Origin of the sequence: Paracoccus sp. KR1-242 (assembly GCF_049446195.1) — a bacterium.
GTDB classification, from domain to species: Bacteria; Pseudomonadota; Alphaproteobacteria; order Rhodobacterales; family Rhodobacteraceae; genus Paracoccus; species Paracoccus broussonetiae.
Genome location: NZ_JBMSED010000002.1, coordinates 362,924 through 387,820 on the forward strand (window position 1 = coordinate 362,924; position 24,897 = coordinate 387,820).

Genomic DNA, 24,897 nt, shown 5'->3' on the forward strand with positions numbered 1-24,897 from the left:
GAACGTGCACGGGACATGCTGAACCTCAGACAGCTCGAAATCCTGCGAGCGGTCGTCCAGTACCGCACCACCGTGGGCGCGGCCGAGCAGCTTGGAATGTCCCAGCCCTCGATCTCGAACACCATCCGCCATGTCGAGACATTGCTCGGGTTTCCGCTCTTCGAGCGGCAGTCGAACCGGCTGGTCCCGACCGAGGAGACAATGATCCTCCTGGAGGAATCCGAGCCCCTCTTCCTGCTGCGCGATGCCGTCAACCAGCGCGCCGCCGACCTGCGTGCGGGGCGGATCGGACGGGTGCGCATCGCCTCGACCGCCGAGATCAGCGAGGCGGTGCTGCCCCGCGCCATCGCCGACTACGCGCGCCAATATCCCCAGATCCAGATTTCGCTTGAGACCCGACCGCTCGACAGCGTTCTTCAGGTCGTCGAGAACGGGTTGGCGGACGTGGCATTCGTCATCTCGGCCTATGACCGGCAGGCGCTTGACTTCGAACTGATCGCGGAACTGCGCGCGGTCTGCATCTGCCCCGAAGATCATCCCTTGGCGGCGCTGGCGCAGGTCACGCCGCGCGATCTGGATGGTCATCCGCTGGTCGGGCCCCGCACCGCCAACAGGGTCGGCATGATGATCGCGGATTGTTTCCACGAATGCGGCATGGAATATCGCCCCTCGATCGAGACCCGCTTCATGAACGCGGCTTCGCGCATCGTCGGCGAAGGGTGGGGCGTCGCCATTGTCGACGAGCTTTCGGCCCATGTGGCGCTGCGCCCCGGGCTGACGGTCCGTCCCTTCCAGTCGCGGCTGCGTTTCAACTTGGTGGCGGCAACGCTGCGGACCAAGACCCTTTCTCGCCAGACCCGACGCTTCATGAAGGCCGTATCGGACCGTGTGAAAACGCAGTTGGCCGAGATGCATGCCGCCTCTACCCCCTAGCTGCGCAGCCGGGCGACCTCCTGGGCGCCGCCACCGACCAGCAGGTTCGTGTCGTTCGTCGCGACGATCAGCGTGGCACCGGGCGCGTGGCTTGCGATCAGATGCGGAGGCAGGCCCATCACCCCGAATTCCTTGCCATGGCGCGCGGCGGCACCGGCAATCCGGCCAAACGCGGCCAACACCGTGGCGTGTTCGACCTGTCCCCTCAATCCCAGACCGTCGGCAAGATCGTTCGTTCCGATGACGAGCATGTCGATCCCGTCGACGGCGGCGATTTCGTCGACCGCCTCCAACCCCGCCGCGCTTTCGATCATTGCCGCGATGCTGACCGCGCGGTCCGCCTGATCGCAAAAGTCGAGGGCGGACAAAAGCGCATAGTCAAGCGTCGGTATTGGTCCGGGTATGCTGCGCCCGCCAAGGGGCGCAAAGCGGCAGGCGCGCACGATCTCGCGCGCCTCGGCCACGCTGTCCACATGCGGCACGATCAGCCCAGTAGCCCCGCAATCGAAGACGCGCGCCAGGTCGCCAGACCTTGGCCCGCCGACCCGGGCCCAAACCGGAAAGTTTGCGGCAAGCCCGGCAGTCGCCACCTGCCCGAGGGCATCCATCCCCAGCGGGCCGTGTTCCATGTCGACGACGGCAAAGTCGAATCCGGCACCGCGCGCCAGCAGAACGGCCTCGGGCCGGCCGAGAATGCAAAAGGCGATGCCGATGCGCGGCGTGTCCGAGTTCTGCTTTTGCTCAGTATCTAGGCTGTTGGTCATTGCGTGTCCAAGCGTCGGATTGGTGATCCCCAAGGCTAACCGGTTCGTTTGGAGATTATTCGCTGAAAGCACGCGTTAAATACTGTGTATCAGTTTATTTATAGTCGTGTGACTTCTTGAAGCGCCTTTTCCCGATAACCTATCAGACATGGCAAAGAGCGCGAAAGCGCCGCAACCCGCCGACAGGTCGAAGGGGAAACAAGGATGGCCCATCCATCAATCGCAAATACCTGCGTATCAGAAACTGCATGCAATCCACTGATACGCATCGCTAATCGTGGACTCTGGTTGCTGCGGCGCCTTGTCGACGGTGTCGTCCTGGCACTGCTGGCCTATATGGCTCTGGCGATCCTCGCGCAGGTGGTGGGACGCTATTTTTTCAACTATTCGATCGCCTGGAGTGAGGAGACGGCGACCTTCGCGCAGGTCTGGCTGACGCTTCTCGGGGCCGGGGTCGCCATGCGCTACAACCAGCATGTCGGCGTTGATTTTCTGATCCTGAAGGCCCCGGTGGGGGTGCAGCGCATCGTCAACGGCGCGGCCTTCCTGCTGGGGATCTGGTTTCTCGGCGTGGTGGTGGTCGGCTCGCTCTCGATGCTGTCGATCGGGCTGATGGTTAAGTCGCCCGCGCTGCGCCTGCCGATGGCGATTCCCTATGCGGCCCTGCCGGTCGGATTTGCCTATTTCCTGATAGAGTTCGCGATCACCACCTTGCCGCGGGTCCTGCGCCCGGGTGCAACCGCAAGTCAGGAGGACTGAGCATGGGCGTCGCACTGTCCGGCTTTCTCGTCCTTCTGATTTCGGGGATGCCCATCGTTCTCGCTTTGGGCATCGCGGGGTTGATCGCGATCGAACTGACTACCGGCGCGCCGGTGTCGATCGTCGCGCAGCGCATCTATGGCGGGATCAGTTCCTTCACACTGATGGCGATTCCTTTCTTCGTGGCCTCGGGCCTGCTGATGGAAGCGGGCGGCATCGCACGACGCTTCGTCGCGCTGGCCGAGGCGCTGGTCGGCTGGATCACCGGCAGCCTCTACATGGTCGCGATCGTGACCGGGACCGGGCTTGCAGCGATCTCGGGTTCGGGCTCGGCGGATACCGCAGCGATCAGCGCCGTCATGGTCCCCGAGATGAAGAAGCGGCGCTACAACATTGATCTTGCGGCCTCGGTGATCGCAGCATCGGGTGCGCTGGCCTCTATCATTCCACCCTCGATCGTGATGATCGTGATCGCGATCACCTCCAACCAGTCGATCGGCGCCATGTTCCTTGGCGGCGTCGTACCGGGCCTGATGGTCATGATCTTCCTGATGGTCGGCTGCTGGATCTACTGCCGCCGTCAGGGCGAGGTTTACCGCGACGCCCAGGCCTTCACGCTGGTCCGGCTGTGGCGCGGCTTCCTGGACGCGGGTCCGGGGCTGCTGATCCCGTTGATCGTGGTCGGTGGCATCGTCGGCGGCGTCTTTACCGCGACCGAGGCCGCCTGCGTCGCGTTGTTCGCGACGCTGATCATCACCATGCTGATCTATCGCGAGATCAGGCCCTCGGACCTGCCGCGCATCATGCTGAAGGCGATTAGCCTTTCGGCCACGGTGCTGATCATTGTCGCGACCGCCAGCGTCTTTACCTGGGTCATCGCCACGGCAGGCCTGCCTGCCATGCTGAAGGCCTGGCTGACCGGCATCACGCAAAACCCCTGGGTCTTCCTGCTGATCGTCAACTTGTTGCTGCTGGTCGTGGGCATGTTCATGGAAAGCATCTCGGCCGTGCTGATCCTGCTGCCGATCCTGTCGCCGATCGCGCAAAGCTTTGGCATCGACCCGGTCCATTTCGGGATCATCGTGTCGTTGAACCTGTCGATCGGCCTGATCACGCCCCCCTATGGGATTTGCCTATACGTCGCAGCCAGTGTCGCCGGCCGTCGGATCGAACAGGTCTCGCGCCAGATCTGGCTGCCGCTGGGGGCGATGCTGATCGTGCTGGGTCTCGTTACCTATGTGCCGGCGATCTCGCTTTGGTTGCCTGACACCTTCATTCGCTAGCCATATACAACAGGGAACAAGAAATGCTGAAACGACTGTTTGCCTCTGCCGCCCTTGTCGCCGCCGTTGAGAGCCCGCTCGCGGCGCAGGAATACAAGTTCAAGATCGGCCATACCAATGCGGCCGACGAGGTGCAGGACAAGGGCCTGCAAAAGATGCGCGAACTGCTTGAGGCCAAGACCAACGGCGGGGCGACGCTGGAGATCTTTCCGGGCGGCCAGCTTGGCGACGAATCCCAGTTGATCGAGGGTGTGATGCTCGGCAGCATCGATATGTCGATGACCTCGAACGCGCTGCTGTCGAACTATGTCGAGGATTACAAGGTCTTCGACATGCCCTTCCTGTTTCCGAGCATTGGAGAGTTGGGCGGCAAGATCGACGCGAACTGGGACCTGATGGAGGCTTCCGCCAACAATTTCGGTTTCCAGCTCCTGGGCGTCCATTCCTCGGGGTTGCGCCACCTGATGACCAAAAAGCCGGTCGAGGGCATTGGCGATCTGGCCGGGCTGAAGATCCGCACCATGCAGAACCCGGTCCATGTCGAGGCCTGGCGCGCCTATGGCGCGAACCCGACGCCTATGTCCTACAACGAGCTTTACGGCGCATTGCAATCGGGCGTCGTGGATGGGGCAGAGGCCGCCTCGACCGGCTATGATGGGATGAAGTTCTATGAGGTCGCGCCCGATTTCGCGCAGGTCGGCTGGCTGAACATGACCGCGCCGGTGGTGATGCAGAAGGGCGCGTTCGATGCCCTGCCTGAAAACATCCAGACCGCGTTGATGGAGGCGGGCAGGGAAGCCGCGGCATGGGAGCGCGGCTATGTCGAGGATCAGGAACAGCCGCTGATCGACAAATTCAAGGCCGCGGGCGCGAACATCACCCAGCCCGACCCGGTCCCCTTCCGCGAGGCCTCGAAACCGCTTTACGAAAGCCAGCTCACCACCGCGGGCCAGCAGGCGCTGCTGAAAGTCATGACCGAATAACACCCGTGCGGCGCCTTCAGGGGCGCCGCCACGCGAAGGACGAGGGACAGACATGCTCGATACCGCCATCCGCAACGCCGTGATCATCACGGCGGGCAACCGCTAGCGTGCCAAAATCTATTCTCGGAAGGCATCGCCAAAGGCCGGATCACGACTATACCCCCTACGAGGGCATGGGCGTCACCGGATGGCCGGTCCGCACCACCCTGCGCGGCCGGACCATCATGGTCGAGGGCGTGGTGACGGGTCCGGCCACGGCGGGCAACTATGTGGATCGCGGGCTCAGCGAGTCATTTGCAACTGAAGACAGGGCCTAGACGTCAGGCGCGATCCGCGAGACGAGGTCTTCCATCATCGCCGCGTTCTGCATGCGCAGGATCGCCTCTGCCGCCACGTTGTCGTGGCGGCGAAGGGCGTCGATCAGCAATTGCATCTCCTCGGCCATGACTCGCCTGCGACCGGTGCCATAGCCATAGCCGCGGCGGAAGGCGAAGATGATGTCCCAGCCGCGCAGGAAGACGCGCAGCGCCTCGCGGTTACCACCGAACTCGACCAGCTTGGCGTTGAAGTCGCGGTTGACGCGGATCGCCTCCAGATCCTCGCCCCGGTCGAGGTGTTCGCGGTATTCCTGCGCCAGCGCCTCGAGCGCGCGAATGCGTTCCAGAGTCAACGTGGCCATGCCGCGCCTGACCGCGCAGATCCTGAGGTCGGTGTTCAGTTCGAACAGGTCGGTGATATAGGCGCGGTCCAGCTTGCGGACCGTCGCTCCCCGGTTCGGCTCGATCTGGACCAGCCCCTCACCTTCCAGCTTCCTGAGCGCCTCGCGCAGCGGCATGGTCGACAGACCAAGCCGCTGGGCCAGCTCTGCGGTCTTCAGCCGTTCGCCCGGTGCCATCTGTCCCGAAAGGATCGCCTCGCGGATCAGGCGCGTCGCCTGATCGGCCGAGTTCAGCGCGCTGTCGAGCGGCTCGTCCATGATCACCCCCGCTTCCGGATCAGCGAGACATGCTCGGCATCGATGACGACCTCGTCGCCGCGCAGAAGGCGCACGGCCTCGGTGACGATCCCGCGTCCCTTGCTTTCGCGCTTGGCGGTGAAGTCCATCTCGACATGGATCACGTCACCCGCGACCAGCGGCTTCAGGAAGCGCACCTTGTCCCAGCCGAGCGAGGCGATCGAGCTTTCGTCGTAAAGATGCAATTCGGTCTTCAACCCCTCCATAAGCGAGAGACCGTAAAGCCCATGCGCGATGATGCCCGGAAACCCGGCATCGCGTGCATATTCGGCGTCAGTGTGCAGCGGGTGGTGATCGCGGGTCAGGCGGCAGAAATCGGCGATGTCGGCCTCGGTGATGCGATGGTCGGGCGTGGTGTGGCTGGTCCCGAGTTCGACATCCTCATAGAACAGGTTCATGCGTATTGCTTTCCGACTTGCCGCGCGATGATCATGCGCTGGATCTGGTTGGTGCCTTCATAGATCTGGCTCAGCCGCACGTCACGGAAAAGCCGCTCGACCCGGAATTCGCGCGAATAGCCGTTGCCGCCATGGATCTGCAGCGCATTGGAAATATGGACCTGCGCCATGTCGGTGGTGAAGAGCTTGGCCTGCGCGGCTTCCAGCGCGATGGGCTGGCCGGCATCGTAAAGCTTTGCCGCGTGATGGATCAGCAGGCGGGCAGCCGCGATGTCCTTGGCCATGTCGGCGATCATGAACTGGATTGCCTGGAATTCGAAGATTGGCTTGCCGAACTGCCTGCGGTCATGGGCATATGCGATCGCGTCCTCCATCGCCGCCTGCGCCATGCCAAGCGCCATGGATGACATCATCAGGCGCGAGAAGTTGAAATTCTCCATCGCCATCTTGAAGGCCCCGTTCTCCGGTCCGATCCGGTTGGTCACCGGCACACGCACGTCATCCAGCGCGATCATGCATTCGGCAAGGCCGTGCATGCCCAAGAGTTCCTCGGACTTGCCGCGATGGACGCCGGGACGGTCGGCCTCGACCAGAATGCAGGAAATGCCCCTGTGTCCCGCCGCGGGATCGGTCTTGGCAAAGACCATGATCACGTCCGCGACCTGTCCGAACGTGACCCAGGCCTTCGAGCCGGTGATGACATAGTCGTCGCCCTCGCGCCGGGCGACGGTCTTCATGCTGGCGACGTCGGAGCCGTTGTCGGGCTCGGTCACGGCGGTCGCGGGAATCACGCTGCCGTCAAGGATGTTGGGGATCAGCGCTTTGTGTGCGGCGTCGCCGTGGTGGTTCAAGAACAGGGCCGCCTCGACCGGGATGGCGAAGGCATTGCCAACCGCGCCCGAGCCGCGAGCGATCTCCTCCATCACGATGCAGGCCGTCAGTGCGTCCATGCCCGCGCCGCCGGCATCCTCGGGCAGCGCGACGCCGAACAGGCCAAGTTCGGCCAGTGCCAGGTAAGTCTCGCGGGGGAAGGTGTCCTCACGGTCGATTCGCGCGGCGACCGGCGCGATGACCTCGTCCGAGAGCTTGCGCGCGGTGTCGCGGACCATGCGCTGTTCGTCACTCAGGAAGTGATCCAAAATAATCTCCAATAAGCGATAGTTGATCTGTCATATTCGACCTCAGGCCGAGGGGAATCCGGCGTGGAAGGCGTCTTCGGGGGCGCGGTCAATGAAGTAGACGATGACGTTCTTGGCATCGGTTCCATAGGCCTCGGTCACTGCGGCAGTGATCAGCCGCGCCGCCTCTCCCTTGGCTGGGGCGTCACGCGGGAATGCGTGGATTTTTATGAAGATGCGGAAAGTTTCGGCGTTTTTGCCGTGTTTTCCCGCATGCCCGTAAGAATAGTCGGGGGCTGAATTATAATAGCAGGTCACGATTTCAGGCTTGATCGCAAATGCCCGACACAGACCATCAGTCATGGTGCCGGTCGCACGCTGGCGAATCTCGTGGGGCGGGCCTGAATCGGTGACTTCGATGAAAGGCATGAGGGTTTCCATCCGTGGCTGTCTGATCAGATATGATCTGATATCTTTCTATTGACACAATATCAGATCACATCAAATCTTAAATCAACAGTTTTGAATTGGATCAGTTTCGGGAGAGCGGAAATGAAGTTTCGCGGAAGCTATACGGTCTGCGTGACCCCCTTCGACGACAAAGGACAGGTCGATCTGGCCGCCTTGCGCAGCTATGTGGAATGGCAGATCGAAGAGGGCGTGCATGGCCTGATCCCGCTGGGCAGCACCGGCGAATTCCTGTCGCTGACCCGTGACGAACGCGCGGCGGTGGCAGAGACCACCATCAAGCAAGTTGCGGGCCGGGTGCCGGTCCTGATCGGTACCGCGGCCGAATGGACAGACGAGGCCGTCTCCCTCAGCCGCGAGGCCGAAAGCCTTGGGGCGGATGGCGTGATGCTGGTGCCGCCCTATTACTCCTCGCCGACCGAGGCCGAGCTTGTGGCGCACTTCACCCGCGTGGCCGAGGCGATCTCGATCCCGGTGATGCTCTACAACAATCCCTTTACAGCGAATGTCGATCTGACCGCGCCGCTGGTCGCCCGGCTCTCGGAAGTTGAGAACATCAGCTACATCAAGGACACGTCAAAGAACGTCCACCGCGTGACCGAGCTTCTGGACCTATGCGGGGACCGGATGACCGTGTTTGCGGGCTATTACCCGTGGGAGAGCTATCTTGCCGGGGCCGAGGGCTACAGCTCGGTCATGTCGAACATTGCGCCCGCGCTGTCGGCGCAGACCTTCACCGAGACGGTCGATGGCGACGCAGCACTTGGCCGCAGCCTGTATCTGCAAAGCCTGCCGCTGATCAACGCGCTGGCGGGGGATCTCTATGTCTCGGCCACCAAGTCGGCGATGCGGCTGGTCGGGCGTCCGATGGGCGACCCACGCCCGCCGCGCCTTCCGCTGCCCGCCGATGCTGAAGCCCGGCTGCGCGGCATTCTGGCCGAGCTCGACCTTCTGAAATGAACCAAGACAAACCAACAGGGAAGATTACGATGAAAATGAAAAGCCTGGCGCTTGGCCTTGTCCTTGCCTCCTTCGCGCTGTCCCCCGCTTCGGCTGCGGACGTCACCCTCAAGGCCAGCCACAATGCGAATGCCGACGAGCCTTATGGCGTCGGCATGCGCAAGATGGGCGAACTGATGGGCGAGAAGACCGGTGGCAAGGCCACAATCCAGGTCTTTGACAATGCTACGCTTGGCGATGAGATGGAGAGCATCCAGGGCACCCAGATCGGCACGGTCGATATCGCCGTGACCGCGAATGAGACGCTGGCGAACTTCGTGCCAGATCTTTCGGTCTTCAGCCTGCCGTTCCTGTTCAAGGATGCCCAGCAGATGGACCGCGCGCTGGACGATCCCGCCGTCATCGCCGAGGTGCAGGAGGCGCTGAAGGCGCAGGGGTTTCACCTGATCACCTTCTTCTCGGCCGGCACGCGGCATATCATGACCAAGAAGCCGATCGAGCAGATGTCGGACCTTGGCGGGTTGAAGATCCGCACCATGCAGAACCCGGCCCATGTCGACACTTTCAAGGCTTTCGGAGCGAATCCGACCCCGCTGGCCTATACCGAGCTTTACGGAGCGCTTGAGACCGGCGTGGTCGACGGGGCCGAGGCCGCAAATACCAACTTTTACGCGCAGAAGTTCTATGAGGTCGCGCCCGACTGGGCGATGATCGGCTGGCTCGAGCTGGTCGCCCCCGTGATCATGGGCGAGGCCGCCTATCAGGGACTGCCCGATGACGTCCGGGCCGCACTGGACGCGGCCGGCAAAGAGGCTGGCAGCTTCCAGCGCGCCACCTATCGCGACAGCGACGCGGCCCGTGTGGCAGATATCGAGGCGGCGGGCGTCAAGATCAGCCATCCCGACATCACACCCTTCCGCAGCGCGGCCGAGAGCATCAAGCAGGGCTATCTGAAGTCCGATGCCCAGAAAGAGCTGTTCGATCTTATCGGCAAGGTCGAGTGACCACGGCATGTCCTTGTCCGGTGGCTTCGGCCATCGGACGGTGAAGGGGGAACTTCCGAATGTTTGCTATCATCGAGCGCATTTGCCTCGTCCTGCGCGCAATCGTGTCGGCCGTGGTGGTGGCGCTTTTCTCGGTCATGCTGGTGGCGGTGCTGGTCCAGGTTGCCGGGCGCTACTTCCTGAATTTTTCGATCTCGCAGGCGGCCGAGATCGCGACCTTTTGCCAGATCTGGCTGGTGCTGCTTGGCGCGGGCGTGACGCTGGCGCGCGGGCAGCACGTCGCCATCGACCTTCTGCCGTCTAAGCTGCCACTGGCGGGGGCGCGCGTGGCCCTGGTGCTGATTGCGCTGGTCTCGGGCGCATTCCTTGCGGTGTTGGCCTATGGCAGCCTGCCGCTGCTGAAGCTTGGGCAGTTCCAGACCTCGCCCTCGATGCGGGTGCCGATGATGTACATGTATGCCTGCCTGCCCGTCGGCGCGGCCTACATGATCCTGGAACTCGTCCTGTCGGTCGTTCAGCGCTGGGACGATCCCTTTCCCCCACCCAAACCCGAGACCGAAGAGGAGGCCGTCTGATGCTCATTATCGCCATTGCCTTCACGGGCTTTCTTGCCCTTGGCGTGCCAGTCGTCTTCGTGCTGGGGGCCTCGGCCGTGCTCGCGCTGCTGACGACCACGGACGTGCCCGTCGCCATCGTCAGCCAGCGGGTTTTCGCGGGCCTGAACACTTTCACCCTGATGGCGATCCCCTTCTTCGTATTCGCTGGGGTCATCATGGATGCGGGCGGCATCTCGCGCCGCATCGTGGCCTTTGCCTCGGCGCTGATCGGCTGGATCGTGGGCTCGCTTTACCAGGTGTCCTGCGTGGCCGCGGCTGGGCTTGCCGCGATCTCCGGCTCCGGCTCGGCAGATACGGCAGCGATCTCGGCGATCATGCAGCCGCAACTGCGCCGCCGACGCTATGACGTCGATTTCGGCGCGGCACTGATCGCCTGTGCGGGGTCGCTTGCCCAGGTCATCCCACCCAGCCTGACCATGGTCATCATGGCGGTGGTGTCGAACGTGTCGATCGGTGCGCTCTTCATCGCCGGGATCGTGCCGGGCTTTCTGTGCATCCTGCTGCTGATGGTTTGCGCCTATTACTTTTCGCGCAAGGGTGGCGATACCTACCGCGAGACCGAGCCCTTCACCATGTCGCGCCTGCTGAAAACCGGCTGGGCCGCGCTGCCCGCGGCGGGAATGCCCTTCCTGATCCTCGGCGGCATCCTTGGCGGTGCGTTCACCCCGACCGAGGCGGCGGCAGTCTCGGCCTTCTACGGGCTTCTGGTCGGCGTCTTCGTCTACCGCGAACTGAAACCCTCGCAGCTGCCCGTGCTGATCCTTCGCACGGTTTCGCTGTCGGCGGCGGTCATGCTGATCATCGGCACGGCCAGCGTCTTCTCGTGGTTGATTGCGAATGCGAACGTCCCGCAGATTCTCGGGGAATGGCTGAACTCGGTTTCGTCCAGCCCGATCGTCTTCCTGCTCATCGTGAACTTATTGCTGCTGGTCGTGGGGATGTTCATGGAGACGATCGCCGCGATCCTGATCCTCGTCCCGGTGCTCGCCCCTATCGCGACCCAGCTTGGCATCGACCCGATCCACTTCGCGCTGGTGGTGGTCATGAACTTCGCCATCGGCACCGTGACGCCCCCCTATGGCGTCTCGCTCTTCGTCTCGTCCAGCGTAGCCGGACGAACCGTCATGCAGGTCACGCGCAAGCTGGGCCTGCCGCTGGCGGCCATGTTTGTCGTCCTCCTCGCCGTCACCTACCTGCCGGGTCTGTCGCTGCTGCTGCCGCGCGCCTTCGGCCTGATCGAATAAGGAAAATCTCAATGGAACTGAAAGTCACCATCTCGGGCATCGAATTCGACGCAAAGTTCGAGGCCGCGGCCCCGAAGACCGTCGAGGCCTTCAAGAAGCAGTTGCCCTATGTCAGCAAGGTCGTCCACGTCCGCTGGAGCGGCGAGGGCGTCTGGATCCCGCTCGGGGACGAGGATTTCGGCCTGGGCTACGAGAACCACACCAGCTATCCGGCGCCGGGCCAGTTCATCCTTTATCCCGGCGGCATCAGCGAGACCGAGATCCTGCTTGCCTATGGCGGGGTGCATTTCGCCTCGAAGCTTGGTCAATTGGCGGGCAATCACTTCATGACGCTAACCTCGAATCTCGACAAGCTTGCGGAGATCGGCCCGAAAGTGCTCTGGGAGGGCGCGCAGGAGATCAGGATCGAGCAGGCCTGATCGCTACGGAGCCACCGATGACCCTTGCCCCGATCAGCTATTCCGCGCGGTTGCGCGCTCTTGCCGCAGCCCGCGGCGAAGCCGAAGCGATCTGCTTTCTGCCCCGGGACGGGGCCGAAGCATCGCTCTCCTGGTCCGGGCTCGACCGGTTGGTCGAGCGGATGGCGCAGGGGCTCGCCGTCCGGGGCATCGGACAGGGCGACGTGGTGGGGATCGCGCTTGGCAATGTCGTGGCGCATCTGGCGCTTGCTCTCGCGGTATGGCGAGTCGGCGCGACGACGCTGGTGATGGATCCCGCGATCACGCCCGAAGCCGCCGCGTCGCTTCGCGCCCGCAGCTGCGCGCGGCTGGTTGTGGGGCAGGCGCGCGGGTCGGTTGGCGACCTCGGGCCCGAGGCGCTGGTCGCGGCGGAGCAGGGCCGGGGCGCGTTCCTTCCGGACGCGGTCCCATGCCCTGCCAAGATCGTGATGTCGGGCGGTTCGACCGGACTGCCAAAGCTGATGTGTGATCATCGCCCGCACCTGCGCGTGCCGGGGCAAAGCTGGGGGCGGATCGCACCCGCCCTCGGGTTCCGGGCCGATCAGACGCAGCTTGTTTGCGGAGCGATGTCGCATAACGCGCCTTTCACCTGGGCGCAGAACGGTTTGTTCGAGGGCAACCGCATCGTCCTGATGGAGAAGTTCGACGCCGCCCGTGCGCTTGCGGCCATCGAGCGTCACGAGGTCGGCTTCGTGATGCTTGTGCCGACGATGATGGTGCGCATGCTTGAGGCCGACCGGCAGGCGCCCGCGCGCTTGGACAGCCTGCACATGCTTTACCACACCGGCGCGCCCTGCGCGCCATGGTTGAAGCAGGCATGGATCGATCGCCTGGGACCGGAACGCGTCTCGGAAATGTATGGCTCGGGCGAGAATACCGGCCAGACCGTCATCCGGGGAAAGGAATGGCTTGGTCATCCCGGCTCGGTGGGCAGGGGATTCGAAACCGAGATCCGCATTTATGGTCCAAGGGGTGAATTGCAGCCCGCCGGTGTGGCCGGAGAGATCTTCATGCGGCCCGACGACGTGGCAGGGCGCAGCGAATATCTTGGCCCCGCCGTGCCCCGGCCCCGCCGCGATGCCGAGGGTTTCCAGAGCATCGGGGATTCCGGTTGGCTGGACGACGAGGGCTACCTCTACCTCTCCGGGCGCTGCGATGACGTGATCAACACCGGCGGGGTCAAGCTTCACCCCGAAGCGATCGAGGCCGTCCTGCTGCGCCACCCCGATGTTGCCGATGTCGCCGTTTTCGGCATTGCCGACCGGGAATGGGGCCAGTGCGTCGCGGCCGCCGTCGTCCCGCGCGAGGGCGTGACGCTGGGACAGGCGGACCTTGCAGCCTGGGCGCGCCGTTTCCTCAGTCCCGAGGAGGTGCCAAAGTCCTGGCGGCTGGTTGAAATGCTGCCGCGCGACGGCTTCGGCAAGCTGCGTCGCAAGGCACTTCCCGACAACGAAGGCGCTGCCCTGACACCAGCAGGCTGAGCGACGGCGCAATCATCACGTGCAAAGCCCGACGCCAAGCGAGACGGCAATGATATGGGGCGGGCGCCGCGCTTTGGCGCGGTTTCAGAAAGGCATTCAGGATGAGCGATACCGTCCGCGAGGCGATGGAATATGACGTTGTGATCGTTGGCGGTGGGCCTGCGGGTCTTTCTGCGGCGATCCGTCTGAAGCAGGTGAACCCCGGACTGTCGGTGGTGCTGCTGGAGAAGGGGTCCGAGATCGGTGCGCATATCCTGTCTGGGGCGGTGCTGGACACGGCGGGCCTCGACCGGCTGATCCCGGACTGGAAGGCCAAGGGCGCCCCGGTCGAGACCGAAGTGATCTCGGACAATTTCTATGTTCTGGGCGAAGGCGGGCAGGTCCGCGTCCCGAACTGGCCGATGCCGCCCTTGATGTCGAACCACGGCAAGTACATCGTCAGCATGGGCAATGTCTGCCGCTGGCTGGCCGAGCAGGCCGAGGCGCTGGAGGTCGAGATCTTTCCGGGCATGGCCTGTTCGCAGCTGGTCCGCGACGGCGACCGCGTCGTCGGCGTGGTGGCTGGCGAGATGGGGCTGAACCCCGACGGCACCCCCGGCCCGCAATACGAGCCGGGGATGGAACTGCGCGGCAAATACGTGCTGATCGCCGAGGGCGTGCGCGGCTCGCTCGCCAAGGAGCTGATCGCCAGCCATCGCCTGTCGGACGGGCATGAGCCGCAGAAATTCGGCCTTGGCATGAAGGAGATCTGGGAGATCGACCCGGCCAAGGCGAAACCCGGCACCGTGACCCACACCATGGGCTGGCCCTTGGGCAAGAATGCCGGCGGCGGCAGCTTCATCTATCACCTCGAGGGCAACCAGGTGCTGGTCGGCTTCGTCGTCCACCTGAATTACCGGAACCCGCATCTGTACCCCTATATGGAGTTCCAGCGCTTCAAGCATCACCCGATGGTGGCCGAGCTGCTGGAGGGCGGCAAGCGCGTGGCTTACGGCGCGCGCGCGATCTCCGAGGGCGGCTGGCAGTCGATCCCGAAGCTGACCGTGCCCGGGGCGGCGCTGCTGGGCTGCTCGGCCGGGCTGGTGAACGTGCCGCGGATCAAGGGCAACCACAATGCCATGCTGTCGGGGATCGCGGCGGCCGAGGCGGCGGCGGCGGCGATTGCCGCGGGCCGCGAGGGCGACGAGCTGACCGACTATGAAACCGAGGTCCGCAGCGGCGCCATCGCCCGCGACCTGAAGCCGGTCAGGAACGTCAAGCCGATCTGGTCGAAGCTGGGCCTGTGGCCCAGCCTGGCGCTTGGCGGGCTTGACATGTGGGTCGCGAACCTGACCGGCTGGAACCCGCTGGGGACCTGGAAACACGGCAAGACCGACGCCGCGGCGACCGGCAAGGCCGCGGATTTCCAGCCGATCGACTATCCGAAACCGGATGGCAAGCTGAGCTTCGACCGCCTGACCAATGTCAGCTACAGCTTCACCAACCACGAGGAATCCCAGCCCTGCCACCTGCGGCTGAAGGATGCCTCGGTCCCGATCCGGGTGAACCTGCCCGAATATGCCGAGCCCGCGCAGCGCTATTGCCCGGCCGGCGTCTACGAGGTGCTGCAAGGCGAGGACGGCCCGCGCTTCCAGATCAACTTCCAGAACTGCGTCCACTGCAAGACCTGCGACATCAAGGACCCCAGCCAGAACATCGTCTGGACCACCCCGCAGGGCGGTGACGGGCCAAACTACCCGAACATGTGATCGGGGGGGCAGATACAGGCTTTCTCGTTCCGCGACAGAAAGGGGCTTCGCTCCGTCCGGTCCATTTGCAGTCCACAGATAGGTGTGCGTTTCGGTTGACCTTGAGCTGGACGACCGCCCCGTCGGAAACTGATACGCTGAACGGTCCTTGAAGGGAGAAGGCTCATGACGTCACGAGCTGCGCTGCCCGTGCCCCGATCAACCGCAGGCTAAGGGGCAACGAGCGCGAAAGGAGTTTGGCAATATTCGCTTTCGAGGCATCGGCGTGAAGGTGTCGCCGGACCGGATGTCTTTATCCGGACGCACGGTGTGATGGATCAGGGCGTATCGATTTCACGACGACACTGCGGAAATCGCGGGCCGAGGAGTCGTCGATGTCGTCACACGCAGGAAGTTCTGCCCCCGACCACGAACCTGCCGACGAAGCTGAAGTAACTGTCAGAGGTTTTTCGCGCGCCACTTCGATATAACATCTTGGTAGCAAGGACTTAACTTTGCCAAGCAGGGCAGGGTGCTCGGTGGTCGTGTGGACGAACTTATGGGCATACGCATTCGGAGAAACAAGCCCCTGACCGGTCCGACGAATTGCGGTCAGATACGCCCCTTTTCACGAAACCAGCCCCAGAATACCAATCGTGATCAGGCTGAGCGCCCAGAAGGTCTCAAGATTGAACCAGCTGCGCGAGACGAAACCCAACCCCAGCCAGCCGTGAACCGCCAGCGCGATACCGCCCCCGACGGCGACCATCGCTACCGTATGCACGGCCGCGACCGCGATCGCCGTCCCGATTTTCCCCAGCGCAAGCTGAGCAAATGCCGCGCCATGGTGGCCATCCGTGCGGCACAGGCCCAGATAGATCGGCAGGATCATCAGCCCGGCCCCGTGGACCAGCGCGATCGCAAAGGACCACAGCACCAACTGCCCGGGCCTGATCCGTGCCAGCCCGCGCGGGTGGCGGCGCTCGACCAGCCGATAGCAACCGAACAGGATCACCAGCAAGCTCGCTGCGATCCGGATCTTGTCCTGATAGGCGACCAGCCACAGGGCCAGCGCAAAGGGCAGCAATATCGCCAGGACCGAGGCCAGATGCCCGACCGCCAATTGCCCCATGCCCGACAGCAGGTCGCGCCGCCCGCGCCCCATCAGTCCCGCCGACACCGCCAGCGGCCAGCCCATGCCGGGGTTTGCCCCGTGATAGGCTCCGCTCAACAGCACCGACAGCCACAGCCCGGCCTGCCCCCAGCCCTCCACGTCAGACCGAGGGGTAGCAGAAGGATTCGGTCGAGCAATCCCCCCCTTCCAGCCGGATCTGATGCGTCCGGTAGCCGGCGGGGAACTCGGGCCAGAAACCGACGTCAAGGGTCAAGCCGCCCATCGCCCCGACATCGGCCTTGACCATCGCCGAGGGCACGCCGCCCGGATAGAACTGGTCGTCCCATGTCGAGTAAAGCGAGTTCGTCCAATAGACGCGCTTGCCGTCGCGGCTGATCTCGACCATCTGCGGCCCTCCGGCATAGGGCTTGCCGTTGGGATGCGGCGTCTTGCGCGTGATCCCTCCGATGTGGACCGAGCCTGTCAGTTTCGGCTGCATCGGATCGCTGACATCATATTGCCGCATCTCTCCGGTGCCCCAGCACGAGACGTAAAGAAAGCGGTCATCCAGCGACAGGTCGATATCGGTGATCAGCGGCGGGACCGCCTCGAAGCCTTGCAGCAGCGGTGGCAGATCCTTCGGATCGGCGGCTTCGGGCGGGATCGTCGCGGTCTTGCGGCAATGAAACTCGCCGCCCTCGCGCCACCAGGTCCAGATCGAGCCTTCCAGGTTGGTCGTGTCCACCACCACGCCGACAAAGCCATATTGCTTGGCCGGATCATGCGCGGGGCGTACCTCCAGCGCCATCTGGTGGTTTTCGCCCAAATCGATCACCTGCACATGTTTGCGCGCCCGCAGATCCCAGAAATGCAGTCGATGCCCGTATTTGTTGGCCAAAAGCTGCTCGGGCACGATGCCGTTTTCAAACTGCGGCGGCAGTGCCCATTCGCTGGAGACCATGTAATCGCGCGGAAGGTTCCACCAGAAATCGTAATGCTTGTCCTGCGGACCTCGTTCGATCTCCCAGCGGCCGATGACGTCGAAGGTCTGGCAATCCATGATGAAGATGCCGGGCGGGCCGTCGGTTCCGTCCGGGCCAGCCCCGCCAAGGGTCGAGACATAGATCCCTTCGGGTCCGCAATGGATGGTATGGGGGCGCGAATAGCCGGTCTTGCGAAAGACCTCGTCTGGCTCGATGACGCGGTGGATCTTGGGGTGGCGCGGATCGGGCTTGGTGTCGACGATATAAATGCGGGACGAGCGTAGCCCGGGAATGATCAGGTAGCGTCTTTCCAGAAAGGCATGTCCCGTCAGCGGAGACAGCGAGGACGAGCAGGCGTTCCAGCCGAAATGATGGAATTCGTCGCCCTTTTCAGACATCACTAGGGTGCTGATGACCTGCCCGAATTTCGGCGATTTCGGATCGAAATCGACCACCGCCAAAGCATCGGGCTGCGAGAAATCCGGGCTGAGCAGAAGTGTATAAGCCAGTTTCTCGGGCTCGGCCTCCATGGCCAGCCGGGGCGTCGCGTGGAATGTGGGATCGGGACGGATCGACATGCACTTCTCCTTTCATGATGCCCTTGATGCGGACCAGGATAGAAGCTGCGGTGGGGCGACAACGTGATCGCACCGCTGATGTGAAGGCTGAACCCGCCCCGAAACTGCGGCAACGATTCGTTTCCCCGGCCCGTCGTCCCTTGGTCGGTATGGGGCCAGCGAACCGATTTGCCGACCTCGTGAGCGCGGCGCGGTAGAATGTAAGAAATACCTAGATTGGTGTCTTCACCGGGCGCAAACCTGCCCGCGCATCGGCATTGTGCTCCTATGCCTTGCGGCAAGTGCCATCCTCGCGATGAGCCGCACGCCGCAGATGATCGCGCGCATCGGGGCCGCTCGCCTTGCACGCTCGGATGCATCATTGCCGTCATCGCGTCTGCAGCATTCCTTCACCTGTCGCCCGAGGGCGAGCACAAGGCGGCACATGACCAGCGGTTCGGGGCGGGAAAGCCCGGTCTGCGCGCGCTGCGGATCGGCCTTCCAGCCACTGCATCTATCAGGTCGTCGGGACTGCCCATTTCTGACGGCTCTTGCATAGCGCGTTTGCGACTGTGACTGCTGGCCCCGATATAGAGATGCACTTCGCTCAGGCGCTTGTTCTCAGCAAATGTGGCATGTGTCACACGCTGCTGGCTCTGGTCGAAGCCGCGATCTAGTAGGGAAATAATGTCCCAGCGGACCTTTGGCCGCCGGGCGGCATAGGAATTGGTTTTGACGTATTTGCCGTTCTGGTGCGGGTCGCGGACTCACAGGATGTCCCGCAGCCGCGCCGTCGGCAGGCTCAATGGCCGGTGCAGGTCGTCGGGCCGGGCAGGAACCTGTGCAAAGCACAGGCTAACTTGCCCGACCCAACCCGCCCAGCCATTGAAGTGCACTTTCCAAACTGGGTTCAGGCCGGGGCCTGTCGAGCTGCAACTCATCCGCGATATGTGAAAGGTGATGCGCCATCTTGGCGGCGGCTTTCTCTCCGTCGCCAACGGCGATCGCGCGAACGATGCTGCTGTGCTCGTCCCGCGGGCATCCCGTCTCGGATTCCGCATGAACGAGGATCGCAAGACAGGTCAGTACCTGCAGTTGCGTCAGGATGTGGACCAGATAGACGTTCCCGCTGATCTCGGCCAGCTTTAGGTGAAACTCTCCGGTCAGACGGACGAGGGTCGAGCGGTCGCCGGCATTTCGCGCTGCTTCCTCGGTCGCGATGTGATGGTTCAGGCGCTCCAGATCCTCGGCCGAGCGGGTCAGCGCGATCGAATGGACCATTCCCGGTTCGATCATCTTCCGCACGTCCAGCATCATTCTGGCTTCCGCGCGCGAGGGGGCCGCGATCGTATAGCCAAGGTTCGGCGTCTTCTTGAAGACTCCGATCTCCGAAAGCTTGCCCATTGAGGCGCGCACGACGGTCCGGCTGACGCCGAAGATTTCGGCAAGCTTCGCCTCGGTGATCCTTTCCCCCGGCGGCAAACGCTGTTCGAATATCGCCTCGATCAGGCGGCGCGTGATCTCCTGCTCGGTATAGCCGTGACGGCGCTTCTGAGAAGGGCCGTCCGCCGAATTTTCCTTGCTGTTCATGAGCTTTCTGAAATGCCCCCGTGCGGTTCAATGTCAGCCTAAAACCTGAGCATTCATGTCTGCTCCGCGCGATCTACATGCTTTCAGCCGATATCGCATGTCGCCCCGGCAATTTCAATTGACACAGTCCAACATTGTCCTTTTCATTGTATCCAATCAAGTAAACCAGCTGCGAGCCCCAAGTTTCGCGAAGACGGAACAGGTCACCAGCTTCAACGCAGGGAGACATTGACTTGGAACTCAAGACGCTTCTTTTCCCCAGCCGGCGCTTGCTGATGCAGACCGCTCTGGGGGCGCTGGTCCTCGCCGCACCCCTCACCGCTCAGCCGGGCTGGGCGCAAAACGCGCAGGAAATTCTGATCGTCGCCGGCCCCCGCACCCCGGAATCCCTCGATCAGGAATATCCGCCGACCGAGGCCGTCCACGAATTGCGCCGCAACGTGAACGAGCGGTTGCTGACCTATGAGATGAAGAAGGGCGAGGACGGCATCTCCTACGAGGATTTCTCGAAGGTCGCCGGCGCATTGGCCGAATCCTGGGAGGTGGCACCCGACTTCAAGTCGATCACCTTCCACCTGCGGCCCGGCGTGGTCAGCGGCGCGGGGCATCCGCTGGATTCCGATGACGTCATGTGGTCGTTCGAGCGCGGCTGGAACCTGAAGTCGAACTTCCACTGGTACATGACCCAGATCCTCAAGATTGAGGATTTCGACACGGCCTTTGAAAAGATCGACGACATGACCGTCAAGGTCAGCATCCCGAACGCGTCGCCTTTGCTGGAAAAGCTGTGGATCAACAGCGATCTGGGCATTCTCGACTCGGACACGATGAAGGAGCACCTGACCGACGCGGATCCCTGGGGACAGCGCTGGCTTGCCACCAACTCGGCATCCTTCGGACCTTACAAGGTGACCAAATACGCACCGGGGCAGGAAATCATCTATGAGGCCAACGCGGACTATTACCGCGGCGCGCCGAAGCTGAAGAAGGTCATCTTCCGCGAGATGCCGACCAGTGCCAACCGCCTTGCGGCATTGCAGGCCGGGGCGGTCGACGTGGCCGAATACCTGTCGCCGCGCGAACTCTCGATGCTGGGGCAGATGCCGGGCGTGACGATCAACAAGGTGTTCGGGAACTTCGTCCACCGGGTCGAGATGCAGAATGAAACCCCACCCTTCGACAATCCCAAGGTTCGCCGTGCGCTGAACTACCTTGTGCCGCGGGATGAGATCGCGAAGGCCGTCTATTTCGACACCGCCCGCCCGACAAAAAGCCCGATTTCAGAGATCTATCCGGCCTTTACCGAAGAATACTACGACTTCGGGAATGATGTGGAAAAGGCCAAGGCCCTGCTGGCCGAGGCAGGGTTGCCGGACGGCTTCCAGACCGAGCTTGGCTATCGGACGGGCGACCAGCTTGAGGAAGAGCTTGCGGTCATCCTGAAGACCGCCTTCGCCAAGGCGGGCGTGGACGTTACCCTGTCCAAGCTGCCGGCATCGACTCTGGTCGAGCGCTATACGAAGGGCCAGATCCCGATGTATTTCTTCCGCGACATGGCGATCGTTCCCGATGCAGCCTATGTGGCGAACCTGTGGCTGAACAGCAATTCGCTGATCGACTATTCACGCTTCCACAGCGACGAGGTGAACGAGCTGATCAACAGCGCGCTGACCTCGACCGAAGAGGAAAAGCGGCTCTCGGACATGAAGCGCGTGCAGCAGATCACCATGGAAAACGCGCCCTGGGTCTTCCTGTTCAACCCCGGCTACCAGCTTGCGACGCGCCAGAACGTCAAGGGCTTTTCCTGGTACACGCCCAACGGCAATGCGTGGTTCGACTTCTACAAGGAATGATCTCTGAACCGAGATGTCGCCCGCCGGGCCATCCGGCGGGCATCCTTCCCTGATGGAATGACCGACATGAGCTTTTCGACGACCTGGCGGCGTCTGCCGCGTACGCTGCGCATCGTCCTGACGCGGCTTCCGATGGTGGTGCCGCAGATGCTGGGCGTCATCTTCGTGACCTTCATGCTGGTCCGGCTGCTGCCCGGCGACCCGGCATTGTTGATGCTGGGCAACATGGCGACCCCGGAAAGCATCGCCAACCTGCGCGAGCAACTGGGGCTCGACGGAAGCCTCTGGCAGCAATTCGTGCATTACCTGGGCGGCGTCCTGCAGGGCGATCTGGGGGTTTCGCTGTTCACTTCTAACCCGGTGGCCGTCGACCTGATGGAGCGGGCGCCGGCGACGCTTGAGCTGATCTTCTATGCGATGATCCTGACCATCCTGATTGCGGTCGCCGTCGCAGTCCTGGCGGTCGTCCGTCCCGGTGGGATCGCCGATTACATCAGCCGCTTCTATGGCATGGCCGCCGGGGCGATTCCGGATTTCTGGGTCGGGCTTCTGCTGATCTTCTTTCTGTTCAGCACCCTCGGAATCGCCGCCGCACCCTTCGGCAGGATCGACCCGATGGTCTCACCACCGCCCGCTGTGACCGGCTTCTATACGTTCGACGCCGTGATCGCAGGGGATTTCGCGGCGCTGAAATCGGCAGCGGGACGCCTGCTTCTACCGGTCCTCACGCTGACCATCGTGAATGCGGGGGCGCTGATGAAGATGACCAAGACCACCTTTGCCGAGATCTGGCGGTCGGACTTCATCCGGCACCAGCGGGCCAGCGGGCTGAGCCAAACCCGCATCGTCCGAAACGCGCTGCGCAACAGCCTGCCGCCGGTCATCACGCTTGTCGGCTTTCTCATCGGCTTTCTGCTGGGCGCAGCGGTCCTGGTCGAGACAATCTTCTCATGGGGCGGCCTTGGCCAATACGCGGTGCAGGCCGTGACCTATTCCGACTATCCCGCGCTGCAGGGCTTCGTGCTGGTTGCGGCCGTCTTCATCCTGGTGGTCTATCTGATCGTGGACATTCTCTACGAACTGGCCGACCCGCGGATTCAGGTCTGAGGGAGCAGCCATGTCGCAGATCAGGAACTTCATTACCTTCATCCTCGGCCGGCCGGGAGCCGCCTTCGGGCTTGCGCTGCTTCTCCTTCAGGTGGTCGCGATCATCTTCGCGCCGGTTCTGGCCACCCATGCCCCGACCGAGGCAGACCCGCTGGCCTCGCTTCAGCCGCCGTCGGGCGCGCATTGGCTGGGCACAGATGTGTCCGGCATGGATATCTATTCGCGCATCATCTATGCGACGCGCGTCAACCTGCTCATCTCTATCGTCGCGGTCGCGGTGGCCTTTGTCATCGGCGTGCCCGTGGGCCTTGTCGTCGGATATTACCGCGGCTGGGCCAGCACCTTCGTCATGCGCGTCTTCGACTTCATCCAGTCCTTCCCGGTCTTTGTCCTGGGCATGGCGCTGGTATCGGTGATGGGGCAGGAGATCTGGAACGTCGCCATCGTGCTTGCGGTGCTTTTCGTCCCGATCTTTGCCCGCCTGATCCGGGCCGAGGCGCTGTCGTTGCGTGACCGGCCCTTCATCGCCGCGGCGCGCTGCTCGGGCGCGACGGACAGCCAGATCATGTTCCGCCATATCCTGCCCAATGCGCTGACGCCGGCAATCGTCCAGATCTCGATCTCGATCGGGATGGCGATCCTGCTGACGGCGGGCCTGTCCTTCATTGGGGCAGGAGTCCGGATGCCGCTGCCCGAATGGGGGCTCATGGTCTCGGTCGGATCGCAGCAGATGATACTCGGCGTCTGGTGGGTCGCGCTGTTCCCCGGACTTGCCATCGTCTTTTCCGTGCTGAGCTTCGCCCTGATGGCGGATGCCCTGCGCGACTATGTTGATCCCCGCAGGGAGAGAGCCTGATGGAAATGCAGGACAGGAAACCATTGCTTGAAACCCGCGATCTGTCGGTTGCCTTCGGGGACAGGACCGTGCTGCACGGTGTCAGCCTGCAGCTTCGCCCCGACGAGGTTCTGGGCATCGTGGGCGAGACCGGCGCCGGGAAATCGGTTCTCGCCCGTGCGCTGATCGACCTCCTGCCCGGCAAGGGACGCATCAGCGGGGGGACCGTGCAGATCGGCGGTCGTGAGTTGCGACAGATGTCCGCAGGCGAACTGCGGCAGTTGCGCGGTGGGGGCGTGGCCCTGATCGGGACGGATGCCAAGTCGCTTCTGGACCCGGTCCGCCCGGTGGGCGAGCAGGTGGCGGACGTGCTGCGCGCCCATAAGGGACTGAGTGCCGGGGCAGCCCATGACGCGGCGGTCTCGCTTTTCGCCAAGGTGGGTATTGTCGATCCCGAGAAGCGCGCGCAGGCCTATCCGCATCAGCTTTCCGGCGGCATGGCCCAGCGGGTGATCATCGCCATGGCCCTGATCGCCGAGCCTCGGGTAATCCTTGCCGACGACGCGACGCTGGGTCTGGATGCCACCATTCAGGTCCAGGTGCTCGATCTGCTGGTCGCGCGCTGCCGCGAGGCCGGAATGGGCGCGATCATCATCACGCATGACCTTGGCATCGTCGCACGCTATTGCGACCGGGTGGCGATCATGCGCGAGGGCCGCATTGTCGAGGAAGGCGCGACCGCGGGTTTCCTCAATCGCCCCGCGACGGATTATGGCGCGGAACTGCTGGCCTCGGCACGGGCGCGCCCGGCACAGATGGTCCGATCGGGGCGCGCGCAGCCGGCCAAGGCGGCCTCGCTGCTGGAGGTGGTCAATCTGGTCAAGCATTTCCCGACCCCGTCGGGGCATGTGGTCAAGGCGGTGGATGACGTCTCATTTACCGTACCACGCGGCGAGACGCTGGCGCTGGTGGGCGAAAGCGGCTCGGGAAAGACAACCGTGGGCCAATGCCTTGTCAGGTTGCTCGGCTCGGACAGCGGCAGGGTGCAGTTTGACGGGCGCGACATCCTGACCTTGCCTGACCGGGATTTCCGCCCGCTGCGGCGCAATATCCAGATGGTGTTTCAGGAGCCTTATGTCGCGCTGAACCCGCGCTGGACGGTGGCCCGGCTGATCGCTGAACCGCTTGCGCTTGACCCGACGATGGCCAGCCCGGTCGCGCGGAAAGCGCGGGTGCAGGAGATGCTTGACCTTGTCCGCCTGCCCGCGCGTCTGGCCGAGGTCTATCCCCATGAGTTGACCGCGGGCGAGCAGAAGCGGGTCGGGATGGCGCGTGCCTTGGCGACCCGTCCGGATTTCGTGGTTTTTGACGAACCAACGACGGCGCTCGACATCCGGGTGCGCGCGCAGATCATTGACCTGGTGCGCGAGTTGCAGCGCGAGATGCATCTCGCGACGCTGTTCATTACCCACGACCTGAACTCGGTCCGCTCGCTGGCACATAACGTGGCAGTGATGCGCCACGGCAAGATCGTCGAGATTGGGGAGACAGAACGCATCTTTGCCAACCCGCAGAATGATTACACCCGTATGCTTCTCGGCGCGGAACTGCCGATCGAACGCTATGCGGCCTGACCGTGAAGGAAC

Annotated in this window: 24 protein-coding genes; 16 read left to right on the forward strand and 8 right to left on the reverse strand. The window is 63.2% G+C overall.

All coding sequences use genetic code 11. The features are described 5' to 3' along the window. The first annotated feature begins 15 nt into the window (after positions 1-15). On the forward strand, positions 16-933 hold the full coding sequence (locus ACO2Q4_RS05165; protein WP_311759307.1) for a LysR family transcriptional regulator: 918 nt from the start codon (positions 16-18) through the stop codon (positions 931-933). Here the strand turns inward: ACO2Q4_RS05165 and ACO2Q4_RS05170 are convergent. Continuing rightward, on the reverse strand, positions 930-1,697 hold the full coding sequence (locus tag ACO2Q4_RS05170) for an HpcH/HpaI aldolase family protein (protein ID WP_423317765.1): 768 nt from the start codon (positions 1,695-1,697) through the stop codon (positions 930-932). The genes ACO2Q4_RS05165 and ACO2Q4_RS05170 overlap by 4 nt on opposite strands. A 204-nt stretch (positions 1,698-1,901) precedes the next feature. On the opposite strand from ACO2Q4_RS05170, the gene ACO2Q4_RS05175 reads away from it, so the two are divergent. The 4 genes from ACO2Q4_RS05175 (at position 1,902) to ACO2Q4_RS05190 (ending at position 5,039) form a co-directional block, all read left to right on the forward strand. Next, a complete protein-coding gene (locus ACO2Q4_RS05175; RefSeq protein WP_311759305.1) occupies positions 1,902-2,456 on the forward strand; it encodes a TRAP transporter small permease in 555 nt (184 codons plus the stop codon). Positions 2,457-2,458: 2 nt separating this feature from the next. Continuing rightward, positions 2,459-3,739 (forward strand): TRAP transporter large permease, encoded by a 1,281-nt coding sequence (locus tag ACO2Q4_RS05180; protein WP_311759304.1) that lies wholly within the window; start codon positions 2,459-2,461, stop codon positions 3,737-3,739. Positions 3,740-3,762: 23 nt separating this feature from the next. Beyond that, positions 3,763-4,722: a TRAP transporter substrate-binding protein gene (locus tag ACO2Q4_RS05185; RefSeq protein ID WP_423317768.1), complete on the forward strand. Its 960-nt coding sequence runs from the start codon at positions 3,763-3,765 to the stop codon at positions 4,720-4,722. 173 nt (positions 4,723-4,895) lie between these two features. Continuing rightward, positions 4,896-5,039 (forward strand): hypothetical protein, encoded by a 144-nt coding sequence (locus tag ACO2Q4_RS05190; RefSeq protein ID WP_423317770.1) that lies wholly within the window; start codon positions 4,896-4,898, stop codon positions 5,037-5,039. On the opposite strand, the gene ACO2Q4_RS05195 is transcribed toward ACO2Q4_RS05190, so the two are convergent. From ACO2Q4_RS05195 to ACO2Q4_RS05210, 4 genes are read right to left on the reverse strand one after another with little or no spacing between them, the layout of a single operon-like run. Beyond that, positions 5,036-5,698, reverse strand: coding sequence for a GntR family transcriptional regulator (locus tag ACO2Q4_RS05195; RefSeq protein WP_311759301.1), 663 nt, complete (start codon positions 5,696-5,698; stop codon positions 5,036-5,038). The two genes, ACO2Q4_RS05190 and ACO2Q4_RS05195, sit on opposite strands and share 4 nt — an antisense overlap. Positions 5,699-5,700: 2 nt before the next feature. Next, positions 5,701-6,135 (reverse strand): MaoC family dehydratase, encoded by a 435-nt coding sequence (locus ACO2Q4_RS05200; RefSeq protein ID WP_423317772.1) that lies wholly within the window; start codon positions 6,133-6,135, stop codon positions 5,701-5,703. Continuing rightward, complete coding sequence (locus tag ACO2Q4_RS05205; RefSeq protein WP_423317774.1) at positions 6,132-7,274, reverse strand: acyl-CoA dehydrogenase family protein; 1,143 nt, start codon at positions 7,272-7,274, stop codon at positions 6,132-6,134. The genes ACO2Q4_RS05200 and ACO2Q4_RS05205 overlap by 4 nt, the downstream gene beginning before the upstream one ends. Positions 7,275-7,316: 42 nt before the next feature. Then, positions 7,317-7,682: a tautomerase family protein gene (locus tag ACO2Q4_RS05210; protein ID WP_311759299.1), complete on the reverse strand. Its 366-nt coding sequence runs from the start codon at positions 7,680-7,682 to the stop codon at positions 7,317-7,319. A gap of 123 nt (positions 7,683-7,805) precedes the next feature. On the opposite strand from ACO2Q4_RS05210, the gene dapA reads away from it, so the two are divergent. The 7 genes from dapA (at position 7,806) to ACO2Q4_RS05245 (ending at position 15,233) form a co-directional block, all read left to right on the forward strand. Beyond that, complete coding sequence (gene dapA, locus ACO2Q4_RS05215) at positions 7,806-8,681, forward strand: 4-hydroxy-tetrahydrodipicolinate synthase (protein WP_423317776.1); 876 nt, start codon at positions 7,806-7,808, stop codon at positions 8,679-8,681. A 29-nt stretch (positions 8,682-8,710) separates the two neighbouring features. Further along, complete coding sequence (locus ACO2Q4_RS05220) at positions 8,711-9,685, forward strand: TRAP transporter substrate-binding protein (protein ID WP_423317778.1); 975 nt, start codon at positions 8,711-8,713, stop codon at positions 9,683-9,685. Between the two features lie 59 nt (positions 9,686-9,744). Further along, positions 9,745-10,260 (forward strand): TRAP transporter small permease, encoded by a 516-nt coding sequence (locus tag ACO2Q4_RS05225; protein ID WP_423317780.1) that lies wholly within the window; start codon positions 9,745-9,747, stop codon positions 10,258-10,260. Then, positions 10,260-11,546 (forward strand): TRAP transporter large permease, encoded by a 1,287-nt coding sequence (locus ACO2Q4_RS05230; RefSeq protein WP_423317782.1) that lies wholly within the window; start codon positions 10,260-10,262, stop codon positions 11,544-11,546. The genes ACO2Q4_RS05225 and ACO2Q4_RS05230 overlap by 1 nt, the downstream gene beginning before the upstream one ends. Positions 11,547-11,557: 11 nt before the next feature. Further along, entirely contained in the window at positions 11,558-11,965 is a 408-nt protein-coding gene (locus tag ACO2Q4_RS05235; RefSeq protein WP_395132211.1) for a DUF3830 family protein, read from the forward strand. Between the two features lie 17 nt (positions 11,966-11,982). After that, positions 11,983-13,485 carry an AMP-binding protein gene (locus ACO2Q4_RS05240; RefSeq protein ID WP_423317784.1) on the forward strand — a complete coding sequence of 501 codons (1,503 nt, stop codon included), beginning with the start codon at positions 11,983-11,985 and terminating at the stop codon, positions 13,483-13,485. Between the two features lie 101 nt (positions 13,486-13,586). Beyond that, complete coding sequence (locus ACO2Q4_RS05245; RefSeq protein ID WP_423317786.1) at positions 13,587-15,233, forward strand: electron transfer flavoprotein-ubiquinone oxidoreductase; 1,647 nt, start codon at positions 13,587-13,589, stop codon at positions 15,231-15,233. 607 nt (positions 15,234-15,840) lie between these two features. On the opposite strand, the gene ACO2Q4_RS05250 is transcribed toward ACO2Q4_RS05245, so the two are convergent. The 3 genes from ACO2Q4_RS05250 to ACO2Q4_RS05260 form a co-directional block, all read right to left on the reverse strand. Continuing rightward, positions 15,841-16,485 carry a hypothetical protein gene (locus ACO2Q4_RS05250; RefSeq protein WP_423317788.1) on the reverse strand — a complete coding sequence of 215 codons (645 nt, stop codon included), beginning with the start codon at positions 16,483-16,485 and terminating at the stop codon, positions 15,841-15,843. A gap of 1 nt (position 16,486) precedes the next feature. Continuing rightward, a complete protein-coding gene (locus ACO2Q4_RS05255; protein ID WP_423317790.1) occupies positions 16,487-17,887 on the reverse strand; it encodes a selenium-binding protein SBP56-related protein in 1,401 nt (466 codons plus the stop codon). An 834-nt stretch (positions 17,888-18,721) separates the two neighbouring features. Next, on the reverse strand, positions 18,722-19,456 hold the full coding sequence (locus tag ACO2Q4_RS05260; protein ID WP_311761521.1) for a GntR family transcriptional regulator: 735 nt from the start codon (positions 19,454-19,456) through the stop codon (positions 18,722-18,724). A 275-nt stretch (positions 19,457-19,731) separates the two neighbouring features. On the opposite strand from ACO2Q4_RS05260, the gene ACO2Q4_RS05265 reads away from it, so the two are divergent. From ACO2Q4_RS05265 to ACO2Q4_RS05280, 4 genes are all read left to right on the forward strand, one after another. Next, the gene (locus ACO2Q4_RS05265) at positions 19,732-21,309 is read left to right on the forward strand and encodes an ABC transporter substrate-binding protein (protein WP_423317792.1); all 1,578 of its coding nucleotides are present in this window, start codon (positions 19,732-19,734) and stop codon (positions 21,307-21,309) included. A gap of 66 nt (positions 21,310-21,375) precedes the next feature. Continuing rightward, entirely contained in the window at positions 21,376-22,416 is a 1,041-nt protein-coding gene (locus tag ACO2Q4_RS05270) for an ABC transporter permease (protein ID WP_423317794.1), read from the forward strand. A gap of 10 nt (positions 22,417-22,426) precedes the next feature. Beyond that, positions 22,427-23,272, forward strand: a complete 846-nt coding sequence (locus ACO2Q4_RS05275) for an ABC transporter permease (protein WP_423317796.1) — start codon at positions 22,427-22,429, stop codon at positions 23,270-23,272. After that, entirely contained in the window at positions 23,272-24,885 is a 1,614-nt protein-coding gene (locus ACO2Q4_RS05280; RefSeq protein ID WP_423317798.1) for an ATP-binding cassette domain-containing protein, read from the forward strand. Before ACO2Q4_RS05275 ends, ACO2Q4_RS05280 begins: the two co-directional genes overlap by 1 nt. Positions 24,886-24,897: the final 12 nt, after the last annotated feature.

Coding starts and splice junctions, on each gene's coding strand:
- ACO2Q4_RS05270 (WP_423317794.1), top strand. CDS start 21,376: ATGAGCTTTTCGACGACCTGGCGGCGTCTGCCGCGTACGCTGCGCATC.
- ACO2Q4_RS05165 (WP_311759307.1), top strand. CDS start 16: ATGCTGAACCTCAGACAGCTCGAAATCCTGCGAGCGGTCGTCCAGTAC.
- ACO2Q4_RS05200 (WP_423317772.1), bottom strand. CDS start 6,135: ATGAACCTGTTCTATGAGGATGTCGAACTCGGGACCAGCCACACCACG.
- ACO2Q4_RS05175 (WP_311759305.1), top strand. CDS start 1,902: ATGGCCCATCCATCAATCGCAAATACCTGCGTATCAGAAACTGCATGC.
- ACO2Q4_RS05170 (WP_423317765.1), bottom strand. CDS start 1,697: ATGACCAACAGCCTAGATACTGAGCAAAAGCAGAACTCGGACACGCCG.
- ACO2Q4_RS05280 (WP_423317798.1), top strand. CDS start 23,272: ATGGAAATGCAGGACAGGAAACCATTGCTTGAAACCCGCGATCTGTCG.
- ACO2Q4_RS05220 (WP_423317778.1), top strand. CDS start 8,711: ATGAAAATGAAAAGCCTGGCGCTTGGCCTTGTCCTTGCCTCCTTCGCG.
- ACO2Q4_RS05265 (WP_423317792.1), top strand. CDS start 19,732: ATGCAGACCGCTCTGGGGGCGCTGGTCCTCGCCGCACCCCTCACCGCT.
- ACO2Q4_RS05225 (WP_423317780.1), top strand. CDS start 9,745: ATGTTTGCTATCATCGAGCGCATTTGCCTCGTCCTGCGCGCAATCGTG.
- ACO2Q4_RS05190 (WP_423317770.1), top strand. CDS start 4,896: ATGGGCGTCACCGGATGGCCGGTCCGCACCACCCTGCGCGGCCGGACC.
- ACO2Q4_RS05255 (WP_423317790.1), bottom strand. CDS start 17,887: ATGTCGATCCGTCCCGATCCCACATTCCACGCGACGCCCCGGCTGGCC.
- ACO2Q4_RS05245 (WP_423317786.1), top strand. CDS start 13,587: ATGAGCGATACCGTCCGCGAGGCGATGGAATATGACGTTGTGATCGTT.
- ACO2Q4_RS05180 (WP_311759304.1), top strand. CDS start 2,459: ATGGGCGTCGCACTGTCCGGCTTTCTCGTCCTTCTGATTTCGGGGATG.
- ACO2Q4_RS05260 (WP_311761521.1), bottom strand. CDS start 19,456: ATGAACAGCAAGGAAAATTCGGCGGACGGCCCTTCTCAGAAGCGCCGT.
- ACO2Q4_RS05230 (WP_423317782.1), top strand. CDS start 10,260: ATGCTCATTATCGCCATTGCCTTCACGGGCTTTCTTGCCCTTGGCGTG.
- ACO2Q4_RS05235 (WP_395132211.1), top strand. CDS start 11,558: ATGGAACTGAAAGTCACCATCTCGGGCATCGAATTCGACGCAAAGTTC.
- dapA (WP_423317776.1), top strand. CDS start 7,806: ATGAAGTTTCGCGGAAGCTATACGGTCTGCGTGACCCCCTTCGACGAC.
- ACO2Q4_RS05185 (WP_423317768.1), top strand. CDS start 3,763: ATGCTGAAACGACTGTTTGCCTCTGCCGCCCTTGTCGCCGCCGTTGAG.
- ACO2Q4_RS05275 (WP_423317796.1), top strand. CDS start 22,427: ATGTCGCAGATCAGGAACTTCATTACCTTCATCCTCGGCCGGCCGGGA.
- ACO2Q4_RS05240 (WP_423317784.1), top strand. CDS start 11,983: ATGACCCTTGCCCCGATCAGCTATTCCGCGCGGTTGCGCGCTCTTGCC.
- ACO2Q4_RS05195 (WP_311759301.1), bottom strand. CDS start 5,698: ATGGACGAGCCGCTCGACAGCGCGCTGAACTCGGCCGATCAGGCGACG.
- ACO2Q4_RS05210 (WP_311759299.1), bottom strand. CDS start 7,682: ATGCCTTTCATCGAAGTCACCGATTCAGGCCCGCCCCACGAGATTCGC.